At 61.4% G+C, this 17,803-nt stretch carries 19 protein-coding genes; 8 read left to right on the forward strand and 11 right to left on the reverse strand.

From position 1 onward, the window contains the following. The first annotated feature begins 100 nt into the window (after positions 1 to 100). Positions 101 to 841: a dienelactone hydrolase family protein gene (locus tag I4484_RS03665; RefSeq protein ID WP_197449672.1), complete on the forward strand. Its 741-nt coding sequence runs from the start codon at positions 101 to 103 to the stop codon at positions 839 to 841. A 308-nt stretch (positions 842 to 1,149) separates the two neighbouring features. On the opposite strand, the gene I4484_RS03670 is transcribed toward I4484_RS03665, so the two are convergent. The 5 genes from I4484_RS03670 to I4484_RS03690 form a co-directional block, all read right to left on the reverse strand. Further along, entirely contained in the window at positions 1,150 to 3,555 is a 2,406-nt protein-coding gene (locus I4484_RS03670; protein ID WP_197449673.1) for a CARDB domain-containing protein, read from the reverse strand. Positions 3,556 to 3,968: 413 nt separating this feature from the next. Next, a complete protein-coding gene (locus I4484_RS03675; RefSeq protein ID WP_197450911.1) occupies positions 3,969 to 4,142 on the reverse strand; it encodes an FRG domain-containing protein in 174 nt (57 codons plus the stop codon). A 228-nt stretch (positions 4,143 to 4,370) separates the two neighbouring features. Then, the gene (locus I4484_RS03680) at positions 4,371 to 5,387 is read right to left on the reverse strand and encodes a DUF2235 domain-containing protein (protein ID WP_197449674.1); all 1,017 of its coding nucleotides are present in this window, start codon (positions 5,385 to 5,387) and stop codon (positions 4,371 to 4,373) included. A 148-nt stretch (positions 5,388 to 5,535) separates the two neighbouring features. Further along, positions 5,536 to 5,805, reverse strand: coding sequence for a hypothetical protein (locus I4484_RS03685; RefSeq protein ID WP_197449675.1), 270 nt, complete (start codon positions 5,803 to 5,805; stop codon positions 5,536 to 5,538). A 193-nt stretch (positions 5,806 to 5,998) separates the two neighbouring features. Continuing rightward, a complete protein-coding gene (locus I4484_RS03690; protein ID WP_111413095.1) occupies positions 5,999 to 6,400 on the reverse strand; it encodes a RidA family protein in 402 nt (133 codons plus the stop codon). A 127-nt stretch (positions 6,401 to 6,527) separates the two neighbouring features. Between I4484_RS03690 and I4484_RS03695 the strand changes: the two genes are divergently transcribed. After that, positions 6,528 to 7,121: a TetR/AcrR family transcriptional regulator gene (locus I4484_RS03695; protein ID WP_242597197.1), complete on the forward strand. Its 594-nt coding sequence runs from the start codon at positions 6,528 to 6,530 to the stop codon at positions 7,119 to 7,121. A 45-nt stretch (positions 7,122 to 7,166) separates the two neighbouring features. Here I4484_RS03695 and I4484_RS03700 read toward each other — a convergent pair whose 3' ends face one another. Further along, positions 7,167 to 8,084, reverse strand: a complete 918-nt coding sequence (locus I4484_RS03700) for a LysR family transcriptional regulator (RefSeq protein WP_197449676.1) — start codon at positions 8,082 to 8,084, stop codon at positions 7,167 to 7,169. Positions 8,085 to 8,270: 186 nt separating this feature from the next. Here I4484_RS03700 and I4484_RS03705 point away from each other — a divergent pair, with 186 nt between their 5' ends. Further along, positions 8,271 to 8,537 (forward strand): EF-hand domain-containing protein, encoded by a 267-nt coding sequence (locus tag I4484_RS03705; protein ID WP_197449677.1) that lies wholly within the window; start codon positions 8,271 to 8,273, stop codon positions 8,535 to 8,537. 115 nt (positions 8,538 to 8,652) lie between these two features. Here I4484_RS03705 and I4484_RS03710 read toward each other — a convergent pair whose 3' ends face one another. Beyond that, positions 8,653 to 9,003, reverse strand: a complete 351-nt coding sequence (locus I4484_RS03710) for a VOC family protein (RefSeq protein WP_197449678.1) — start codon at positions 9,001 to 9,003, stop codon at positions 8,653 to 8,655. A gap of 102 nt (positions 9,004 to 9,105) precedes the next feature. Continuing rightward, positions 9,106 to 10,602, reverse strand: a complete 1,497-nt coding sequence (locus I4484_RS03715) for an SLC13 family permease (RefSeq protein WP_254799124.1) — start codon at positions 10,600 to 10,602, stop codon at positions 9,106 to 9,108. Between the two features lie 254 nt (positions 10,603 to 10,856). Between I4484_RS03715 and I4484_RS03720 the strand changes: the two genes are divergently transcribed. Continuing rightward, positions 10,857 to 11,696 carry a PhzF family phenazine biosynthesis protein gene (locus tag I4484_RS03720; RefSeq protein ID WP_197449679.1) on the forward strand — a complete coding sequence of 280 codons (840 nt, stop codon included), beginning with the start codon at positions 10,857 to 10,859 and terminating at the stop codon, positions 11,694 to 11,696. Here the strand turns inward: I4484_RS03720 and I4484_RS03725 are convergent. Together I4484_RS03725 and I4484_RS03730 are read right to left on the reverse strand one after the other, a co-directional pair. Then, the gene (locus I4484_RS03725) at positions 11,693 to 12,160 is read right to left on the reverse strand and encodes a carboxymuconolactone decarboxylase family protein (RefSeq protein ID WP_197449680.1); all 468 of its coding nucleotides are present in this window, start codon (positions 12,158 to 12,160) and stop codon (positions 11,693 to 11,695) included. The genes I4484_RS03720 and I4484_RS03725 overlap by 4 nt on opposite strands. A gap of 73 nt (positions 12,161 to 12,233) precedes the next feature. Beyond that, positions 12,234 to 13,532 carry an NAD(P)/FAD-dependent oxidoreductase gene (locus tag I4484_RS03730; RefSeq protein WP_197449681.1) on the reverse strand — a complete coding sequence of 433 codons (1,299 nt, stop codon included), beginning with the start codon at positions 13,530 to 13,532 and terminating at the stop codon, positions 12,234 to 12,236. A gap of 165 nt (positions 13,533 to 13,697) precedes the next feature. On the opposite strand from I4484_RS03730, the gene I4484_RS03735 reads away from it, so the two are divergent. Genes I4484_RS03735 through arsH form a run of 4 tightly spaced genes read left to right on the forward strand, consistent with a single transcriptional unit; the run spans position 13,698 to position 16,998 of the window. Next, the gene (locus I4484_RS03735) at positions 13,698 to 14,588 is read left to right on the forward strand and encodes a helix-turn-helix transcriptional regulator (RefSeq protein WP_197449682.1); all 891 of its coding nucleotides are present in this window, start codon (positions 13,698 to 13,700) and stop codon (positions 14,586 to 14,588) included. 31 nt (positions 14,589 to 14,619) lie between these two features. Next, positions 14,620 to 15,039 (forward strand): PadR family transcriptional regulator, encoded by a 420-nt coding sequence (locus I4484_RS03740; protein ID WP_197449683.1) that lies wholly within the window; start codon positions 14,620 to 14,622, stop codon positions 15,037 to 15,039. 49 nt (positions 15,040 to 15,088) lie between these two features. Next, positions 15,089 to 16,255 (forward strand): MFS transporter, encoded by a 1,167-nt coding sequence (locus I4484_RS03745; protein WP_197449684.1) that lies wholly within the window; start codon positions 15,089 to 15,091, stop codon positions 16,253 to 16,255. Beyond that, on the forward strand, positions 16,252 to 16,998 hold the full coding sequence (gene arsH / locus I4484_RS03750) for an arsenical resistance protein ArsH (RefSeq protein ID WP_197449685.1): 747 nt from the start codon (positions 16,252 to 16,254) through the stop codon (positions 16,996 to 16,998). Before I4484_RS03745 ends, arsH begins: the two co-directional genes overlap by 4 nt. Positions 16,999 to 17,052: 54 nt before the next feature. Here the strand turns inward: arsH and I4484_RS03755 are convergent, their stop codons facing one another. Next, positions 17,053 to 17,772, reverse strand: a complete 720-nt coding sequence (locus I4484_RS03755; protein ID WP_197449686.1) for an FMN-dependent NADH-azoreductase — start codon at positions 17,770 to 17,772, stop codon at positions 17,053 to 17,055. Between the last annotated feature and the right edge of the window lie 31 nt (positions 17,773 to 17,803).

Genomic DNA, 17,803 nt, shown 5'->3' on the forward strand with positions numbered 1-17,803 from the left:
AATCAAAATAGGCTAAGGTACTCGAGCCGGCCAAAGGCGGATCTTTGGCACATTCGTCCCTGACAAGATCCCTTTGCCATCGACCAACCCGGAGCCCGCTATGTCTCGCGCTATCGAAATCCCTGCCGCCGACGGCACCATCGACGCTCATGTCTTCACGCCCGGGAACGCCGACCGTCCTCTTCCGGCCGTGGTGCTGTTCACCGATATCGGCGGCCTGCGCCCCTGCTATCACGAGAAGGCCCAGCAACTCGCGGACAACGGCTATGCCGTGTTGATGCCCAACATCTACTATCGCGATGTACGCGGCCCCGTCGTGCCGGAAGGCAAATCCTTCCGCGACCCGGACGTGCGACCGATATTGTTCGGGTATGCCGGCCGCCTCACACCCGAGGCGCTATCCCGCGACTTCACCGCGCTGCTGACATGCATCGACAGCGAGGCCGAGTTCGCCGACGGCAAGCTAGGCGTAGTGGGCTATTGCATGACCGGCGCCTTCGCGCTGCGCATGGCGGCCGAGCACCCCGAGCGCGTCGCCGCCGCGGCCGGCTTCCACTCGGCCAACTTGGCCAAGGCCGACGACCCGAACAGCCTCGTGCACGTGGTCGGCACCATCGGGGGGCGCGTCTATTTCGGCCACGCCGACAATGACGAGCTGCTTCCCCCCGACCAGATCGCCCGCCTGGACGAAGCCCTGGCCAAGGCCGGCGTGCACTTCACCACCGAACTCTACAAGGGCGCCGCCCACGGCTTCACCACCAAGGACGCCCCGAGCTATAACGCGACCGCCGATGCGCTGCATCACAAGCGGCTGGCTTTGCTGTTGGAGGAGGCGTTGTAGTGGGGGGCAGTCAGTTTTTGGGCGGCCCCGAGGATGGGGCTGCGGTGCTATTGGTGTAAGGTGGGAGTGGCTGGTTACCTGGCTTGTGTCTGTATTCGGCCAAGAGCGGACATTTAGGCCACCCTGACATAACGCTTCACATCACCGGAAGCAAAAAACAGAGCGACTGTAAGGGGCGGCGCTTTATGCTGTCCGAGTGCATGTAATTGTAATTCAAGAAAATTATGAGCGATGGGGTAAAGGGCCTCATCATTTAGTGGTGATAAAAATATTGTGGAACGGAATTTTACCCACCATACCTGATTTTTCTACTTCTTCCAGAGAATGATGTACCCGGCATTTGACGGAAACTTTATGTATGCCTCACACTTATAGTGGCCATCAATCGGGTCCATAAAGCAGAGTTGTTTGCTATCTGCACCCCATACGACTATCGCATGGCTCCACTGCCCACCCCACGCGGGGTCCATATAAATTAGCAATACATGGGAATTCTTTAACTTCGGCCCCAGGAAAGATTTTGTAATGCGGTCATATCGTAAAACCATCTGATTTGGATTACTTCCGACTTGGGGAAAATAAGGCTCCATCTCTAGCCCGAAATAGTCGCGCACACTATATAGGCCCTTGGGTGTGAGACCGCCATTGGCTTCGACGTCGTTGGCAAATAAATATTGCAATTCGGCCGGCTCATAATAATTTCCGTTGGATTTAAGAAAGGATGAGAGGGCGGCAGCCCAGCAAGATTGACCTTGCTGGATCTCGACAACGGGTTTCTTTCTCCAGTATCCGTCGACTGCTTTGTCCAACAACTGTTCCAACTCGTCCCACTCACTACCGTCTACTTGATCATCGAAGTCATCTTTACTAAATCCTGGCTTCCGCAACATCTCCCACCGATCGTCGAGCGACATTGATTTCACTAAATTAATGATCACACGCTCTTCCGCGTCGTATGTAGTTGTATCGAACAACCCCTTAATGAGGTCCAATTTGCCATTTAGCGGCAAATTCTGTCCCTTAACAGATACAATATTCAGCGTATTCTTCCACTCTGCTCCGTCAATTTCGTCATCAATAGCACTAAGACCACCTAATTTAGACACAACGTTACTAAACCGACTAGGGGGCAGGGCCTCCAGTACTTTGTTGGCTGCGTTTTCGTCTTCATCTAGAGTGGGTCCGTCAAAAAGTTTTTCTATCATATCCACCAATTGATCATCATTAATCGCGTTAATCTCATGCTGCTCTAGCCGTTTAATGACGTCGCGCACTTTGTCATCGGTGTCATCTGTAAATAGTGACTTGATCCATTTCGCAGTTTCTACAAATGGCTTTGCCCAATCAATGTCACTACTTCCGCTACCACCGCCGGACCCACCACCGCCACCCTCAGATTTCTTTGAAATTTCCGTATACGCAAATATCTTCTTTCTGATTACACCAGATTCGTTCGTTCCAGGAAAAGTAAAGAAATATGCCTCAGGAAGATGTCCAGAAGAATTCAATGAGGCTTGCAACAACGGCTTGTATATGTCATATAGTGAAAAAACGATAAGAATTTGGTTCTTACTATCAAGTGTTTTCTGATACACAAATTCTGGGTCAACCTGAAGGACGAATTGACGTTCAGATTTTGTAGCCACATATATTTTCCCAGTCTCATAATCCCACCCTTTAATAGGAAGAGTTATTGTAAGAAGTTCTCCTGCCTTCGGTAACTGTTTTTCTGTAAATTTGATTACGTCAAACTGTTGCTGAGTTGGGCCTCCACCAATCTCGTAAAGGTGGACTGAAAACGGCCTTGTAGCATCGATCTTACCTTTGTTGCGGATATCAAATGAAATAACTGGCCTACAGTTGCTCTGGATTGAAGGAGTAATTCTGCACTCGACCACCTCTAGATCAACGGCCGCAAATTCAAGATGCATAGTGTATAAATTATTATTCTTTTTGCTTTCGTTAATTTCGTTATAGGCATCCACTTCAACATCAATTTGGTCGTTTTTTTTGCTCATCGACTTAATAGATCGCTCAAGAACAACTGATTCATATGCTTTGAGCTTTGGAATTTCTTGTGTAATTATATGTATCCCATTTGATTTAACAAATACCCAAAACGGATGAACAACATCAATCTGACCTTCGTTGGCAATCTTAACTTTCAGAGTAACCTCTTGACCGATCTCTACAGAATTAGTGGGTTCAATGACTTTAGCGGTTAAGTCGGGCAACTGCTGTTTAGTGACCGAGGTGATTAAAGTATCGAATATGTTGTTTGCCTCGCTTTGTTCTATTACTTCATTTTCTGCATCAACGACCCAGCGAAGAGTATGTATCCCTTTGAGTGGAGAAGTCACACACTCGAATGTTTTGGTCGCCTGTCCGGGTAAAAGCGGTTGGTACTGATGTGCAGGGTCTTCTTTTTTATCAATATGGTGGAATTTCCAGCTTCCCACCTGAACCCCATCCATGTAGAGGTATGTTTTGAAATCAAGAGCGGGTTTTTGACCAAGATTGCGGATGCGAAACCGTATAGTGGCAGGTTGACCGCTTACAGGTGGGTAGGGAGTTATCCAATTCGCAAGCAGCTCAAGCTGAAGGTCAGGCGCGATAAGGGTAAGTCGATCTGTCAAATCACGCACTTGGACTCTGTTTACAAAATGTGAAAAAGGAGTTGGTTTTGCCACATGCTTATTATCTGATTTTTTCATTTCGAACCTCCATTTCTATTTGCATAACGCCGCCAGCACTTGCGACTACGGAATGGAGGCGAAGCCGCAATGTAGTAGGCATCTCCGTGCCTGGCATGGCCGCTTTTGGCTCGCCAGCTATCGCAATAGCACCATAAGCATAGCCTGAGATTCACCATTCGGCCAAGAGAAAGTTAAGCATTCAAGCTATATGTTTTATAAGCTTCTCCAAAAAATACTTTTTGCGCTCAGAGCGTTTTACGATTTTTTATTGCTGGAGACTCAAGCTTCATATTGCTCGTTGGATGAATTGTAAACATCCGCGGCTGAGATGTTACTCTTTTGGTTGCGTGGGAGGGAAAGAAAGCTACAATGCCCGTCAGTTTTGAGACATCTAATTCTTCTTCTTTTCTGAAGCGCCCTACATCATACACCTATATACCCGCATCTGAATTAGTAAGACTCTGCACAGCAAAAAAACATGCAACAAGAGGGCTTAGGCTCCAGTCTAGTAATCTTGTGGGAAGGCCATGATGCTGAGCATTCGCGAGCCACTCAATTTCATTGCCAGGACAGCTATCCAGATACGGCTTATATAACTGCTGTATTAGATAGCGTGCTCGATATTACACTTGAACGCGCACGCGCGTTCAACAATGCTATGCTGCGCGCTAGAATGCAGCTCATCCCATTGAAATTCCTGAACATTAAGTACAGCTCGGCAGTATAACACCAATCATCATGCGTGCCGCATATCCCCAATGAACGTGCTCGCTGCCTTTTCCGGTATGTCTGCTTTGGGTCGAAAGCCGCCATTCTCTTGAACCAACCACCCCTCACCCCACCAACTCCACCCGGTCCCAATCCCCACCCACCGAGTCGAGCAGTTGGCTTAGTGCCGGGCTTTGGTAGGTCACGTGCGGGTCTTCCCAGCGCAGGCGTACGCTCTGGTGCAGGCAGGGTTCGGGGGTGCGGTGCTGCGAGCGGCGCATGATCTTGTAGAAGCCCTTGTACTCGTCGTGCTGCCTGCCGCTGTGGCGCGGGTTCATCGAGGTGAGGAAGTGCGGTTCGAAGGTGAGGCCGAAGCGTTCGGCCTCGGTGGCCATCCATTGTCCGGCGTAGTCGCCGAGTTCGCGCTGTGGATAGCCGCCGCCGATATCGGTATGCACGCCGGCGAACCACACCTGCTTGAGGTCGATGCCGGGCTTGGCCGACCACAGCGTGGGTTCGAAATCCTGGCGGTTCTCGTCGATGGAAACGGCATGGCGGGCGTGGCGGATGATGCTGCTGGGTTCGGTGTCGTGGAACAGGTAGCGCTCGGTGCCCAGGGTGCCGAGGAATGGGGCGGGAATGCCGAGTGCGCCGACGGTATCCCACACGCCGATGAACTCGATTTGGGTTCTGTCCGCCACGGCGTAGGCTCGGCGAAAGTTGGCGGCTCTGTCGCCACTGGGGGCAGAGCTTCGGGAGCGTTGACGGTAGAGTACGTAGGCTTCCGGGATGCGGTCAGCGTAAAGGCGCAGCAGGATGCCGCAGTTACGAATGAGCCCGGCGAGGGAGCGCACGGTATAGGCGCCACGGCTGAAACCGAACAGGAAGAGCTGATCGCCGGGCTCGTAGTTGTGAACGATGAAGCGATAGCAATCGGTGATGTTCTTGTCGATACCGGCGCCGGTGGCACCGCCACGAATGCTGTCTCCCTCGGTGCCAACGCCCCAGTCGTAATAGACGACCTGCTTGGTGCCGGCTTGGCAACAGGGGGCGATGCCGCGGGCCAGGCGCAGCACATGCGTGGGTTCGTCACTCTCGGGGCACTGCCAAGTGCCGTCCGCGCAGATGACGATGCGCTTCATCCCACTCCCTCCCCGCGTGCTTTTTTACTAAACGTAAACCCATTGTTTCGGGTGTGCCACGCCAGTACGCCTAAAGATGACTCTAGTCAGCGCAATTGAGGATATGGCTTACGCTTTGTAGTAAATCGCTTACAACGTTGGATGAAGATCACTCGTCATACGAGTCATCTGTGCGCGGTGCATCAGGTAGCTGCGCATCCAGCGATTGGCGGTACTTGATGCAGCCTTTCATGAATTCCGGCCATTCCGGTACCACGGGGACCGGGTCGGTCTTGTCGGGCAGTAATGCCCACAGGGCCGGGTGATGCCAGCAGAGGTCGTGCCCGCTGCAGTCCCGGTGTTCGCGGATTCCCTGGCGGAGCCGTTTGGCTTCTTCGATCAGTTCCTCTCGTGTCATCCGTTCGAGGTCTTCGTCCATGGGAGCCTCCATAGGGTTTTCCGATCGCTCACAGTCCCATTCGGCGAGCGGGGTTTACCCTGATCGGTCAGGCACTGCCTGCCGTGAGTGATGCCGCTCGCTGCAGTATTGGTTAGCGTGCCGAGGCCTGCAATCGATGAAAGCGCACCGCCGCCGTTCCGGCAGCGGTGCGTTCCTGGTGGGAGGCGTGGCGTTACGCCGCTGGCGCGGGAATCCGTGCGATCACCTTGATTTCAAAGTCGAAGCCCGCCAGCCAGTTGACGCCGACGGCGGTCCAGTTGGGGTAGGGCGGTTGGCCGATTTCCTTGGTGCGAACCCTGTCGATCGCTTCCCACTGGGCGGCGGGATCGGTGTGGAAGGTGGTCACGTCGACGATGTCGTCGAAGGTGCAACCGGCGGCTTCGAGAACGGCCGAGAGGTTGTCGAAGGCAAGCTGCACCTGGTTTTCGAAATCCGGCTCGGGGGAGCCATCCTCACGGCTGCCGACCTGGCCCGAGACGAACAGGAAGTCGCCCGAGCGGATGGCCGCCGAATAGCGGTTGATCTCGTAGAGTGCCTGCCGTCCGGCAGGAAAGACTGCATCGCGTTTAGCCATCGTGCTGCTCCGGTGGGTAAAATTGATATACGGGCCGTATGTGATTATGCTGGCACATACGCGGCGTATGTCAATACGCATACGGCGCGTATGTGAAAAACTTTTGCAAGCGATGTCAGGAGAGGGTGTGGCGACGAAACGTGCGCAGATGATGGAGGAGACCCGGGCCAAGCTCATTCGAGCCGCTCGGGAGGCCTTCGCGACCAAGGGCTATGCGGCGGCTTCTATGGACGACATCACCGCCGATGCGGGGCTGACGCGAGGGGCGCTGTATCACAATTTCGGGGGCAAGAAGGGGCTGCTGCAGGCCGTGGTCGATCAGATCGATGCGGAGATGGTGGCACGGCTGATCGCGGCCCAGGAGCAGGCGCCAAGTCCGTGGGAGGGGCTGCTGGCGGAGGGCGTGAGCTATATCGAAATGGCGCTGGAGCCGGAAGTCCAGCGCATCATGCTGCTGGATGGGCCGGCCGTGCTCGGCGACCCTTCGCAATGGCCCAACCAGAATGCGTGCCTGTTGCGCACGACCCAGACCATTCAGGCGCTCATCGAGGAGGGCACGGTCAAGCCGGTGGATGCGGAAGCCGCAGCCCGGCTGATCAACGGCGCGGCGCTCAACGCCGCACTGTGGATTGCCGCAGCCGACGAACCTCGTGCCGTGCTACCGAAAGCCGTCGAGGCGTTCCGGCAGCTCACGGCCGGCCTGCTGCAAACCGAGCGCTGAGCGGCGAGTCTCCAGTCTTCAGGTATCGTACGCGGCTAGAGGGCGCTACCCGGTCTCCACCGAAAGCTTGCAGGGGATGGCCTGGGCAAGGAAGTCGATCAGCGCCCTCACGGAGGGCACGAGCCCCTTGCGATGGGAGAAGACCGCCTGGATCGTGCCGTAGGGGGAGCGCCATTCCGGCAGCACGTGTACCAGTTCCCCCTTGGCGAAGCTCACCCGGCAGATATGGATGGGCAGCAGCGCCACGCCTAGCCCCTGGCACGCTGCCGCGAGCAGCATATCGAAGTTGCTGCACATCAGCCGGGGGCGAAGGGCGATTACGCGTGTCTCGTCGTTCGGTCCCGTCAGCTCCCAGCGAACCTCGTCCGTTTCGCTGCCCATCGAGAGCGTCGGCACCTCCGCGAGTTCGTCGATGGTCAGCCCCCGCTTGCAGGCGGCATGCACGGCGGGGCTGACCGCCATCACCAGATGGTTCTGCCCCAGCGGCCGCATGATCAGCGAGGCATCGGTCATGTCCGGCCTGCTGCGCACGCGGATGGCCACGTCGAGCCGATCCTCGATCAGGTCGGCGCGCCGGTCGAACACCTGCATGTGCACGCGAACCTTGGGGTAGGTCTTCATGAAGGCCGGCAGGACCTCCTCGATGAGGTTCTGGAGCAGGCCCTGCGGGCAGCTCAGTCGCACGATGCCGTTGGGCTCCGCGTGGGCCTGGGCCACTACCGTTTCCGCCGCTTCGGCGCCGGCCAGCATGGTCTGGCAGTGCTCGTAGAAGGATCGCCCCACATCGGTGGTGCGAATCTTGCGGGTCGAGCGCTCCAGCAGGCGCACCTTGAGCCGCTCCTCCAGCCGCGCGATGCGCTTGCTGAGCGTTCCCTTGGGCACGCCGATATGACGCGAAGCCGCCGAGAAACCCTGGTACGTGACCACGGCGTGGAAGTAGTAGAGGTCGTTGAGGTCATGCATTGCATCGCTACCCCGTGGGAGCCGGCGGCTTAATGTTCGTTTCCCTGAGGAAACGATGAGTTGGAAAATGTGGGTCTAGTGCAGGAATTGGTGGCCTATAGAATACAACCATCGGTCGGCATTCAGGAACCCGTCGTGACGAGAATGCCGCACTTCACTCCCTGTATTGGAAACGAGAGAGATACCATGAAAGCAAAATCCGCACTGTTCCTCGCCTTGGCCCTGACCTCGGGTGCCGCCCTTGCCGAAATGGGCGCCGAAGAGCTGGTTCCGCCCAGCGCTTCCTCGTCCGCTTCCGGCCAGAACGGCTTCGAGCAGCTGGATCAGGATGGCGATGGCCGCATTTCTCGTGAGGAGGCCCGGGAGGCCGCGCTGCCGGAGGCCTTCATCATTCTGGACCGCGACCATAACGGCGAGATCTCGCGTCAGGAGTTCAACTTCCGTCCGCGCTGATCGATTCGCCCTGTGTGATTGTCGCCAACGCCCGTCTCGATAAAGGGAAGAAGGGAGGCCCGGTGCCTCCCTTCCTTGTTGCTTGTTTTCTTGTGGCTTGTCTTTGGCCGTCCGGTCATTCGTGCTCGAGGATATTGACGAGCTTCCCGAACGGGTCGCGGACGTAGAAGCGCCGCACGCCCCAGGGCTCGCTGGCCGGGCCGTATTCGATGGGGACACCTGCCTTCTCGCAGCGTGCCAGCGCTGCTTCGATATCGTCGACTTCGATGGAGAGATCGGGCACGGGTGTCCCCGAGCCGCCTTCGCTGCCGAAGCTCACCTGGACCCGCATCGTTTCATCCGAACCGTAGGTTCGAAACCAGCCGTGATCCATGAGCAGGTCGAGACCCAGGATGTCTCCATAGAAGGCCGCCGCCTTGCCGAGATCCGATGTCGCCGTGTTGGCCATGATGCGTTTGACTTTCATGTGCCACCCCGATTGTTTTTAGTGGATTCCTTAACGTTGCGGTGCCTCCCCGGGTACGGCTCTACGCTGGAAGCGGCTTCCGCTGTACTCCTGTTACCATGATCAGAACTGCAGCCCCAGCGCAAAGCCGCCGAGCAGATAGCAGAAGGTGGTGATCAATACGATCCCGATCAGGTTGAGAACGACCCCGCCCCGCGCCATCTGGGCGATAGTGACCGCCCCGGTGCCGAACACGATGGCGTTGGGTGGCGTGCCGACCGGCAGCATGAAGGCGCAGGTCGCGGCGAAGGCGGCCGGGATCAGCAGCGTCATCGAGTCGGCGCCGATGCCCACCGCCACGCCCCCGAGCACGGGGATGAAGGTCGCGGCCGTGGCCGTGTTGCTGGTCACTTCCGTGAGGAAGAGCACGATGGTGGCTACGGCGGCCACCAGCAGCAGGATCGGCAGCACCTCGAGCCCGGTGATCTGCTGACCGAACCAGCTGTCCAGGCCGGTGCCCGCGACGGCGCCGGCGAGGCTCAGGCCGCCGCCAAACAGCAGCAGTACCCCCCAGGGCAGCCCGTCCTCGGCATCCTGCCAGCTCAGCACCATCTGGCTGCGGCCTCTCGCGGGCAGCAGGAACAGGACAATGCCGGCGGCGATGGCGATGGCGGTGTCATCGAGATTGCCCAGCGGCCCCAGCCACTGACCCACCCCGGGGATGTTGCCGAGAACGCCGGGTACGACCCACAGGAATGCCGCCGAGCCGAAGACGAGCATCACCATCTTCTCGCCCTGGCTGAGCGCGCCGAGCTTGCGGATTTCCCCCTCGATCATCTCCTTTCCGCCGGGAATCTCCGCAACGCTGAAGCGGTAGAGCACCCGTGTCATCAGCACCCAGCCCACCAGGATGAAGGTGAAGGCCAGCGGCACGCCGAGCATCATCCAGTCGAGAAAGCCGATGCTGCGGCCCAGCTCGTAGGCCGCATAGCCGGCGACGATAGCGTTCGGTGGGCTGCCGAGCAGGGTGCCGAGGCCGCCCATGCTGGCCGACCAGGCGATCGCCAGCAGCAGGCAGGTGCCAAAGCGCTTGATGTTCACGTCCTGGATGAAGTCGACGTGGCCGGCGCGGTGATGGTCGTGGCCGGCGGCGGCCGTCTCGGTCGATTCACCGCTGCGCTCCGCGACCAGGGCCAGCACGGAGAGCCCGATCGGCAGCATCATCAGCGTCGTGGCGGTATTCGAAACCCACATCGACAGAAACCCCGTGGCGAGCATCATGCCGAGCACGATCCGGTGCGGCGAGACCCCGACCCGGGCCAGCGTCAAAAGGGCGATGCGGCGGTGCAGGTTCCACTTCTCCATGGCGATGGCAATCAGGAAGCCGCCGAGGAAGAGAAACACGATGGGGCTGGCGTAGGGCGCCGTGGCCTGGGCGACGGTCCGCTCCGTCAGCATCGGGATCAGCACGATCGGCAGCAGGGCGGTGGCCGAGAGGGGGATCGCTTCCGTCATCCACCAGACCGCCATCAGGGTGGCGATCGTCGCGACCCAGCGTGCATCGGAAGAGAGCCCTTCGGCATTGCCCATGGCGATCCAGACGATCAGTGCCAGGAGCAACCCGAAGGCGCGCAACCCCCATGTCAGCCTGGCCGATCGTCCCCCGGATTCCCTCTCATTGGACGTGTCCCCATTCTCATCGGTTGGTCGACGTTGATCCGCCATGCTAAGTCTCCTTTATTTCACTAATACAGCTCCCTTCCTGGAGCGTAGCCAAGAGTACAGGACACGGCCTGAACAGGTCGCGGTGGGCCATTGTGTTCCCCCCGGTTCGCCCCAAGATGGGAAGAACCCCTTCACACCAGGAGCTTCCCATGAGCGGCACTCTCTTTCGCCTGGCGGCGTTTACCGATGATCCCAGCGGCGGCAACCCCGCCGGGGTGTGGCTTGGCGAGGCGCTGCCCGACCCGGCGGAGATGCAGCGGATCGCCGCCGAGGTGGGCTATTCCGAAACTGCCTTCATTGCCCCGGCCGAGGGCGAGCGGCGCATTGTGCGTTACTACAGCCCCCAAGCGGAAGTCAGCTTTTGCGGCCATGCCACGGTGGCCAGCGGCGTGCAGATGGGACAGCTGAGCGGGGCGGGTACTTACCTGCTGGAGACGGCGGTGGGCGAGGTGATGGTCACCGTCAACCAGGTGGAAGGGGAGTGGCAGGCCTCGCTGGTGTCGGTCACGCCGGAATTCCGCCCCGCCGAGCCGGCGCTGGTCGAGGAGGTGCGTGAACTGCTCGGCTGGCAGGCCGAGGAGCTCGACCTCGAGATCCCGCCTGTGCGGGCCTACGCCGGGGCCTGGCACCTGGTGCTGGCGTGCAAGACAGAGCAGCGCCTCGCGCGGCTCGAATACGATTTCGAGCGGCTCAAGGCGCTGATGCTGCGCGAGGGCCTGACCACGCTGCAACTGGTGTGGCGCGAGAGCGAAGCGCGCTTCCATGCCCGCGATCCGTTCCCGGTGGGCGGCGTGGTGGAGGACCCCGCCACCGGCGCGGCGGCCGCGGCGCTGGGTGGCTACCTGCGCGATGCGGGCCTGCTCCAGGCGCCCGCCCAGTTGACGATCCTGCAAGGCGAAGCGATGGGGCGGCCCAGCCGTCTGCAGGTGGACATTCCCCTCTCGGGCGGCATCGTCGTGACCGGACAGGCGGTGTCGCTCGAAGCCTAATCGTGATCGCCGGCCTGGTAGCTCCCGGCCTCTGCGCCGAAGCTGATCGACAGGCGGTTCCAGGCATTGATGGTGCAGATCGCCAGGGTGAGGTCGGCCAGGCCCTTCGCGGAGAAGTGCTCGCGGGTGGCCGCGTACAGGGCCTCGTCGATGCCGTTGCCGGCGATCAGGGTATTGGCCTCGGCCCAGGCCAGGGCAGCGCGTTCGCGCGGGGAATAGAAGGGCGTTTCGCGCCAGGCGCTCAGGCCGTACAGTCGCTGCTCGGTTTCGCCGGCCTGGCGGGCGTCCTTGGTATGCATGTCGATGCAGTAGGCGCAGCCGTTGATCTGCGACACGCGGGTGTAGACCAGCGCCAGCAGGCCGTCGCCAAGTTCACCCGCTTCCGCTGCCTGGTGAACGTGGTGCTGCAGGCCGAGCATGGCCTTGAGGCCGGCGGGGCTGGCGGCGTAGTAGTTCATGCGCATGGGTGAGGCTCCGTAAGGGTTGGAAGCCCCACCCTAGCGTGGCGGTTATCGCCTCGATTGTAGATTTTCGACCTCAGTGCAGCTTCATGCGCGGACGGATGAAGCGGTTGAGTCCGTCCGAGAGCAGGATCAGCGCGGTCTTGGCCGTGCCATGGATGGCGCGCTGGTGCATGCGGTAGAGCGAGGCATAGAAGAACTTGGCCAGGCGCCCCTCGATGAACAGGCTGCGCGCCGAGGCGCCACGCATCAGGCTGCCGATCGCCTCGAAGTGGGCCAGCGAGATGAGCGAGCCACGATCGCGATAGCGGAACGGCTTGAGCGGGCCGTTATCGAGCCGGGCGAGCAGGTTCTTGTAGAGCCGCTGGGCCTGCTGGTGAGCGGCCTGGGCCCGCGGCGGTACCACGGAGCCGTCCGGCTGCGGGCAGCTGGCACAGTCACCGAAGACGAAGATGTTGGGGTCGTCGACGCTTTGCAGCGTCGGCTCGACCTTGATGCGCTGGTTGCGCTCCAGCGTCAGGCCCAGGCCGCGCAGCATGTCGGGCGCCTTGATCCCGGCGGCCCAGACGTTGAGGTCCGTTTCGATGCGCGCTTCGTCGGCGGTGACGATGGCGTTCTGCTCCACGCATACCACCCGCGTGTCGGTGTGTACCTGCACGCCGAGGCGTTCCAGTTCGGTGCGCACAGCGCTGCGAATGCGTTCGGGCAGGGCCGGCAACACGTCCGGTGCGGCCTCGATCAGGTGGACCTCGAGGTGGCGGCTGTCCATCTCGGTGAAACCGTAGCTGTGCAGCATGCGCGAGGCGTCGTAGAGCTCCGCGGCCAGCTCCACGCCGGTGGCGCCGGCGCCGACGATACCCACGGTCAGGCGCGGGTGATGCCGCCGCTCGGGGTCGCTGTAGCGCAGGAAGGTATTGAGCATGTCGTGGCGGAAGGCTTCCGCCTGGGCCGGGCTGTCGAGGAAGTGGCAGTGCTCGGCGACGCCGGGGGTGCCGAAGTCGTTACTCACGCTGCCGAGCGCCAATACCAGCAGATCGTAGTCCAGGGTGCGGGCAGGCAGCACTTCCTCGCCGTAGTCGTCGAGCACCGGGGCCAGACGTAGCTGGCGGGTGTCGCGGTCGAGCCCTTCGAGCGTGCCGCGCTGGAAGCGATAGCCGTTCAGCTGGGCGTGGCTCTGGTAGGAGATCTCGTCGATGCTGGAGTCGAGCGCCCCGGTGGCGACCTCGTGCAGCAGCGGCTTCCAGATATGGGTCGAGTTGCGATCAATCAGAGTGATGTCGGCCCTGCCGCGCCGCCCCAGGCGCCGGCCGAGGCGCGTGACCAGCTCCAGCCCGCCGGCGCCGCCGCCGACGACCACGATTCGCGTTCTGTCCATTGAGTGCTCCACTAGGATGAAAGATGAGGTAATGGGAAAATGGTCCCCCTACTCTACAACTGGACGATGAGCAGAGTTGGACTTTTTGCTTATCTACCTGCTGGCTCGGTACGCTCCGAAGGGGCCGCCCAGGGCGGCCCTGCCTTCCACTGAGAGGGGGCGAACGTGGATGCAGTCCTTCAGCCTGACCTGGCTGACCGCACCGGGATTGGAGATTTCCGGCCTGTTGCGCCGGCGCTGACTTCCGGCCTGTCGTTCGAGTGCTTCGCGCCCGGCGCGGCGCTGCGCCCCTACGTGCAGTGCTACTGGCGGGCCCGTGGAGTCAACGTCGGCGGGCCGGCAAGCGTGGAGCACCTGCATCCGGATGGCGCCGCGGGGTTGCTGTTCAACTTCGGCGCTGCGCTCGAGCGCGACGGCGAGCGGGTATACGGCGCTTGCTGGATCGACGGCCCCAAGCGGCGCACGGCCAGGCTGGCGGTAGGTGGCGCGCTCGACCTGCTGGGCGTTCGCTTCCTGCCGGGCATGGCATTTCCCTTCCTTGGCGAGTCCCTATCGGCCCTGGCCGGCGGGGAGCTGACGCCTGCCGATTCCCTGCACCGGCTCGAACTCGAGGCGCTGTACGAGCGGCTGCTTGAGACACCTGCTCTGGCGGGGCGTATCGCGCTGCTGGAGAATTATCTTACTGAGGGATTGCAGCGACACGGCGCGCCGGAAGTGTCGGCCCTGATGGCATCGCTTGCCTGGCTGCAACGCCGCCAGGGCCAGGCCAGTATCGCCGCGCTGGTGGGGGAGCTGCCGTTCGGCCAGCGCCGCCTGGAGCGGCTGTTCCAACAACATGTTGGGCTTTCGCCCAAACGCTACGCCCGTCTGCTGCGTGTCGCCCACAGTCGCAAGCTGATCAAGCAGGGTGGGGCGACAATCTCGCTGACCGATACCGCCTTCGCCGCCGGCTACTTCGACCAGGCCCACTTCATCCACGACTTCAAGGCCGTGACCGGCCTGACACCGGGCGGGTACCGCGAGCATGTCAGACGGCGAGGGTACGGTCGCGCTTGACGCCTCGATCATCGAGGTATAGGTTTCCACCATGACCAAAGCGAAACCCGAAGCGGCCACCGGCCGCCGGATTCCCGACTACAGCGACCCTTCCTACTGGCGCGGCACGATCAAGATGTCGCTGTCGAAGTTCTTCGTGCTCAGCGTACTGCACCGCAAGCCGATGCACGGCTACGAGGTGGTGCAAGCGGTGGAGAAGAGCACCAACGGCTGCTGCAGCCCCTCGGAGGGCACGGTCTATCCGGTGCTCAACGAGTTCGAAGCGGGGGGCTATCTCTCCGCGACGAACGAGGTGGTGCAGGGGCGCTCGCGCAAAGTCTACGCGCTTACGGAGAAGGGGCGGGATGCCTTTCAGGTGGCGGTGGACGCCTGGCTGGAGGCCACGGACTGCATCGTCGAGAGCCGTCGCATGGCCGCTGGGGCAGCGAAACGGGAGGAGCGGGAAGCATGAGCGCGGCGCGTTTTCTCAGGCCCATATACCTCGATGATCGAGGTAGGCGGTGAGCTCGCGTACCGGTGTGGTCGTCGCCCTGGGCATTTCCCAAACGCTTGCCTGGGGCTCGACCTACTATCTTCCGGCCATCCTCGCCGTGCCCATGGCGCGAGACCTCGGCCTTGCCACGGGTACGGTATTCGCGGCCTTCTCCTCGGCGCTGGTGGTATCGGCCGTGCTGGGGCCGGCGGTGGGGCGGCGCATCGACCGCTTCGGTGGGCGCGATGTGCTGGCGGCCTCGAGCCTGGTGTTCGCCCTGGGCCTGGTGCTGCTGGGTCTGGCGGATGGAGCCAAGCTGCTGTGGGCGGGATGGCTGGTGATCGGCGTCGGCATGGGCATGGGGCTGTACGAATCGGCCTTCTCGACCCTGGCGGGGCTCTACGGACGCGAGGCGCGTGGCCCCATCACCGGCATCACGCTACTGGCGGGCTTTGCCAGCACCGTGTGCTGGCCGATCACCGGCTGGCTCAACGCCGAATTCGGCTGGCAGAACGCCTGCTTCACCTGGGCGGCCATACACTTGTTGCTAGGCCTGCCGCTCAACCGCCTGTTGATTCCTTTTGGCATCCAGCCACCCGCGCCGCGTGGCGAGACGGCAACGGACGAAGAGGCGAACTCGACCTGGCTGCCCATGGCGCTGCTGGCTTTCGTCTTCGCCGTGACCTGGTTCGTCAGTACCGCCATGGCGGCGCACCTGCCGTGGCTGCTGCAGATCGCCGGCCTCTCGCCCGCCGCCGCCATTGCCGCCGCGGCGCTGGTGGGACCGGCCCAAGTGGCGGCGCGCCTGCTCGAATTCTCGCTGCTGCAGCGCTTTCATCCCTTGCTTTCGGCCAAGCTGGCGGTGGTGGCGCATCCCATTGGCGCGCTCGGCGTGATGACGCTGGGGGCGCCGCTCGCCACGCTGTTCGTGCTGCTGCACGGCGCCGGCAACGGCATTCTCACCATCGCCAAGGGTACGCTGCCCCTGGCCATTTTCGGCCCCCACGGCTATGGCCTGCGCCAAGGGGTGCTGATGGTGCCGGCACGCTTCGGCCAGGCGCTGGCGCCGCTGGCCTTCGCCCTGCTGATCGAGCGCTTCGGCACCCAGGCGCTGCTGTTTTCATCTGCCCTGGGGCTGGCCGCCCTGGTGGCGCTGCTCGTCCTGCAAACCCACGCCCTGAAGGAGGCGACATGAGGCTTCGCACGCTCAACGACCCCGATGTTCTGCCGGCCCTCGACGAGCGCTTCGCTCTGCGGCAGCCCGGCCAGGGCCTGCCCGATCCGCTGGGCCATCCGCCGCGCATCCTGCTGCTCTACGGCTCGCTGCGTGAGCGCTCCTATTCGCGTCTGGCGGTGGAGGAGGCCGCGCGGTTGCTGCGCCATTTCGGCGCCGAGACGCGGATCTTCGATCCTTCCGATCTGCCGCTGCCGGACCAGGTGCCGGGCGACGACCACCCTGCGGTGCGCGAACTGCGCGAGCTGGCCATATGGTCGGAGGGACAGGTGTGGTGCAGCCCCGAACGCCACGGCCAGATCACTGGCGTAATGAAGACCCAGATCGACCACCTGCCGCTGAGCATGGGGGCGGTGCGGCCCACCCAGGGGCGCACCCTGGCGGTGATGCAGATCAGCGGCGGCTCGCAGTCGTTCAACGCGGTGAATACCCTGCGCCTGTTGGGGCGCTGGATGCGCATGTTCACCATCCCCAACCAGTCGAGCGTGCCCAAGGCGTACCAGGAGTTCGACGAAGCCGGGCGCATGCGACCCTCGCCGCTCTACGATCGCATCGTCGACGTGATGGAGGAGCTCGTGCGCTTCACTCTGTTACTGCGCCCCCACGCCGAAACGCTGGTGGACCGCTACTCGGAGCGCCGCGAAGCGGCCGGCGCCAAGGCCGACCCGGTAACCGACAAGGCGGCGGTCAGCCAGGCCTCATAGCGGTGACATGCATAACGGGGCGCTAGGCGCCCCGGTGTTCGGCCATTGAGGCCCTCAGGCCGGCTGTAGCTGGCGCTTGGCCGTAACTTCACTGTGCAATTTCTCGACCAGCCGGTCGATGCGCACCAGGGCGCTTTCGGTCGAGGCCGCCAGCGCCTCGCCGCCTTCCTCCTGGTGCTCGATAGCAATGCTGTGAAAGCCGCCGATGCCGATGAACTGCAGAGCGGTGCGTGCGCCCGGCTCAAGGTGGTTGAAAGCTGCCAAAAGACCTTGTGGGTCGAAGCCGAACCCACCCCGCGATGAGAGCAGCACCGCATGTCTAGGGCGGTCGGCCAGTAGGGGCACGTAGTGTTCCAGCGGGACGTAGGGGTGGGCTCCGTATTGCATGTCGAAATCGACCGTACGGCTGATGCGGACGATATTGTCGATCCAGGCCTTGAACGCGGCCGGAGGACCAAAGTTGTACAGGGGAGCACCAAGCACCAGGATGTCGGCCCGTACGACTTCGTCGACCAAGGCATCGCTTTCGGCAAGCACGGCTTTCATTGCCTCTGTCCTTTGCTCAGCTGGTGTGAATTCCGCCTCGATCCACTCGACGCTGGTCAATGGAGGCGGGTTGGCGCCGATGTCGCGATAGACGACCTCGGCATCCGGCTCCAGAGTGCGCCAGCGGGAAACGAAGTGATGGGTCAGCCGGCGGGTATGCGAGCCGTGGTCTTGGCTGCCGGCACGGCCGGGGCGTGGGCTGGCATCGAGGTGAAGTAGGCGCGTCATGGGCTTTCTCCTTCGCTGGGTGTAGGATCTA

The organism is Halomonas sp. SS10-MC5 (genome assembly GCF_015992245.1).
In the GTDB taxonomy this organism is placed as follows: Bacteria; Pseudomonadota; Gammaproteobacteria; order Pseudomonadales; family Halomonadaceae; genus Halomonas; species Halomonas sulfidoxydans.

Excerpts from the sequence above, each read along its gene's own strand:
- I4484_RS03670 (WP_197449673.1), bottom strand. The coding sequence starts at position 3,555 with ATGAAAAAATCAGATAATAAGCATGTGGCAAAACCAACTCCTTTTTCA.
- I4484_RS03690 (WP_111413095.1), bottom strand. The coding sequence starts at position 6,400 with ATGGCTAAACGCGATGCAGTCTTTCCTGCCGGACGGCAGGCACTCTAC.
- I4484_RS03740 (WP_197449683.1), top strand. The coding sequence starts at position 14,620 with ATGACCAAAGCGAAACCCGAAGCGGCCACCGGCCGCCGGATTCCCGAC.
- I4484_RS03685 (WP_197449675.1), bottom strand. The coding sequence starts at position 5,805 with ATGGACGAAGACCTCGAACGGATGACACGAGAGGAACTGATCGAAGAA.
- I4484_RS03720 (WP_197449679.1), top strand. The coding sequence starts at position 10,857 with ATGAGCGGCACTCTCTTTCGCCTGGCGGCGTTTACCGATGATCCCAGC.
- arsH (WP_197449685.1), top strand. The coding sequence starts at position 16,252 with ATGAGGCTTCGCACGCTCAACGACCCCGATGTTCTGCCGGCCCTCGAC.
- I4484_RS03700 (WP_197449676.1), bottom strand. The coding sequence starts at position 8,084 with ATGCATGACCTCAACGACCTCTACTACTTCCACGCCGTGGTCACGTAC.
- I4484_RS03730 (WP_197449681.1), bottom strand. The coding sequence starts at position 13,532 with ATGGACAGAACGCGAATCGTGGTCGTCGGCGGCGGCGCCGGCGGGCTG.
- I4484_RS03680 (WP_197449674.1), bottom strand. The coding sequence starts at position 5,387 with ATGAAGCGCATCGTCATCTGCGCGGACGGCACTTGGCAGTGCCCCGAG.
- I4484_RS03755 (WP_197449686.1), bottom strand. The coding sequence starts at position 17,772 with ATGACGCGCCTACTTCACCTCGATGCCAGCCCACGCCCCGGCCGTGCC.
- I4484_RS03705 (WP_197449677.1), top strand. The coding sequence starts at position 8,271 with ATGAAAGCAAAATCCGCACTGTTCCTCGCCTTGGCCCTGACCTCGGGT.
- I4484_RS03725 (WP_197449680.1), bottom strand. The coding sequence starts at position 12,160 with ATGCGCATGAACTACTACGCCGCCAGCCCCGCCGGCCTCAAGGCCATG.
- I4484_RS03710 (WP_197449678.1), bottom strand. The coding sequence starts at position 9,003 with ATGAAAGTCAAACGCATCATGGCCAACACGGCGACATCGGATCTCGGC.
- I4484_RS03665 (WP_197449672.1), top strand. The coding sequence starts at position 101 with ATGTCTCGCGCTATCGAAATCCCTGCCGCCGACGGCACCATCGACGCT.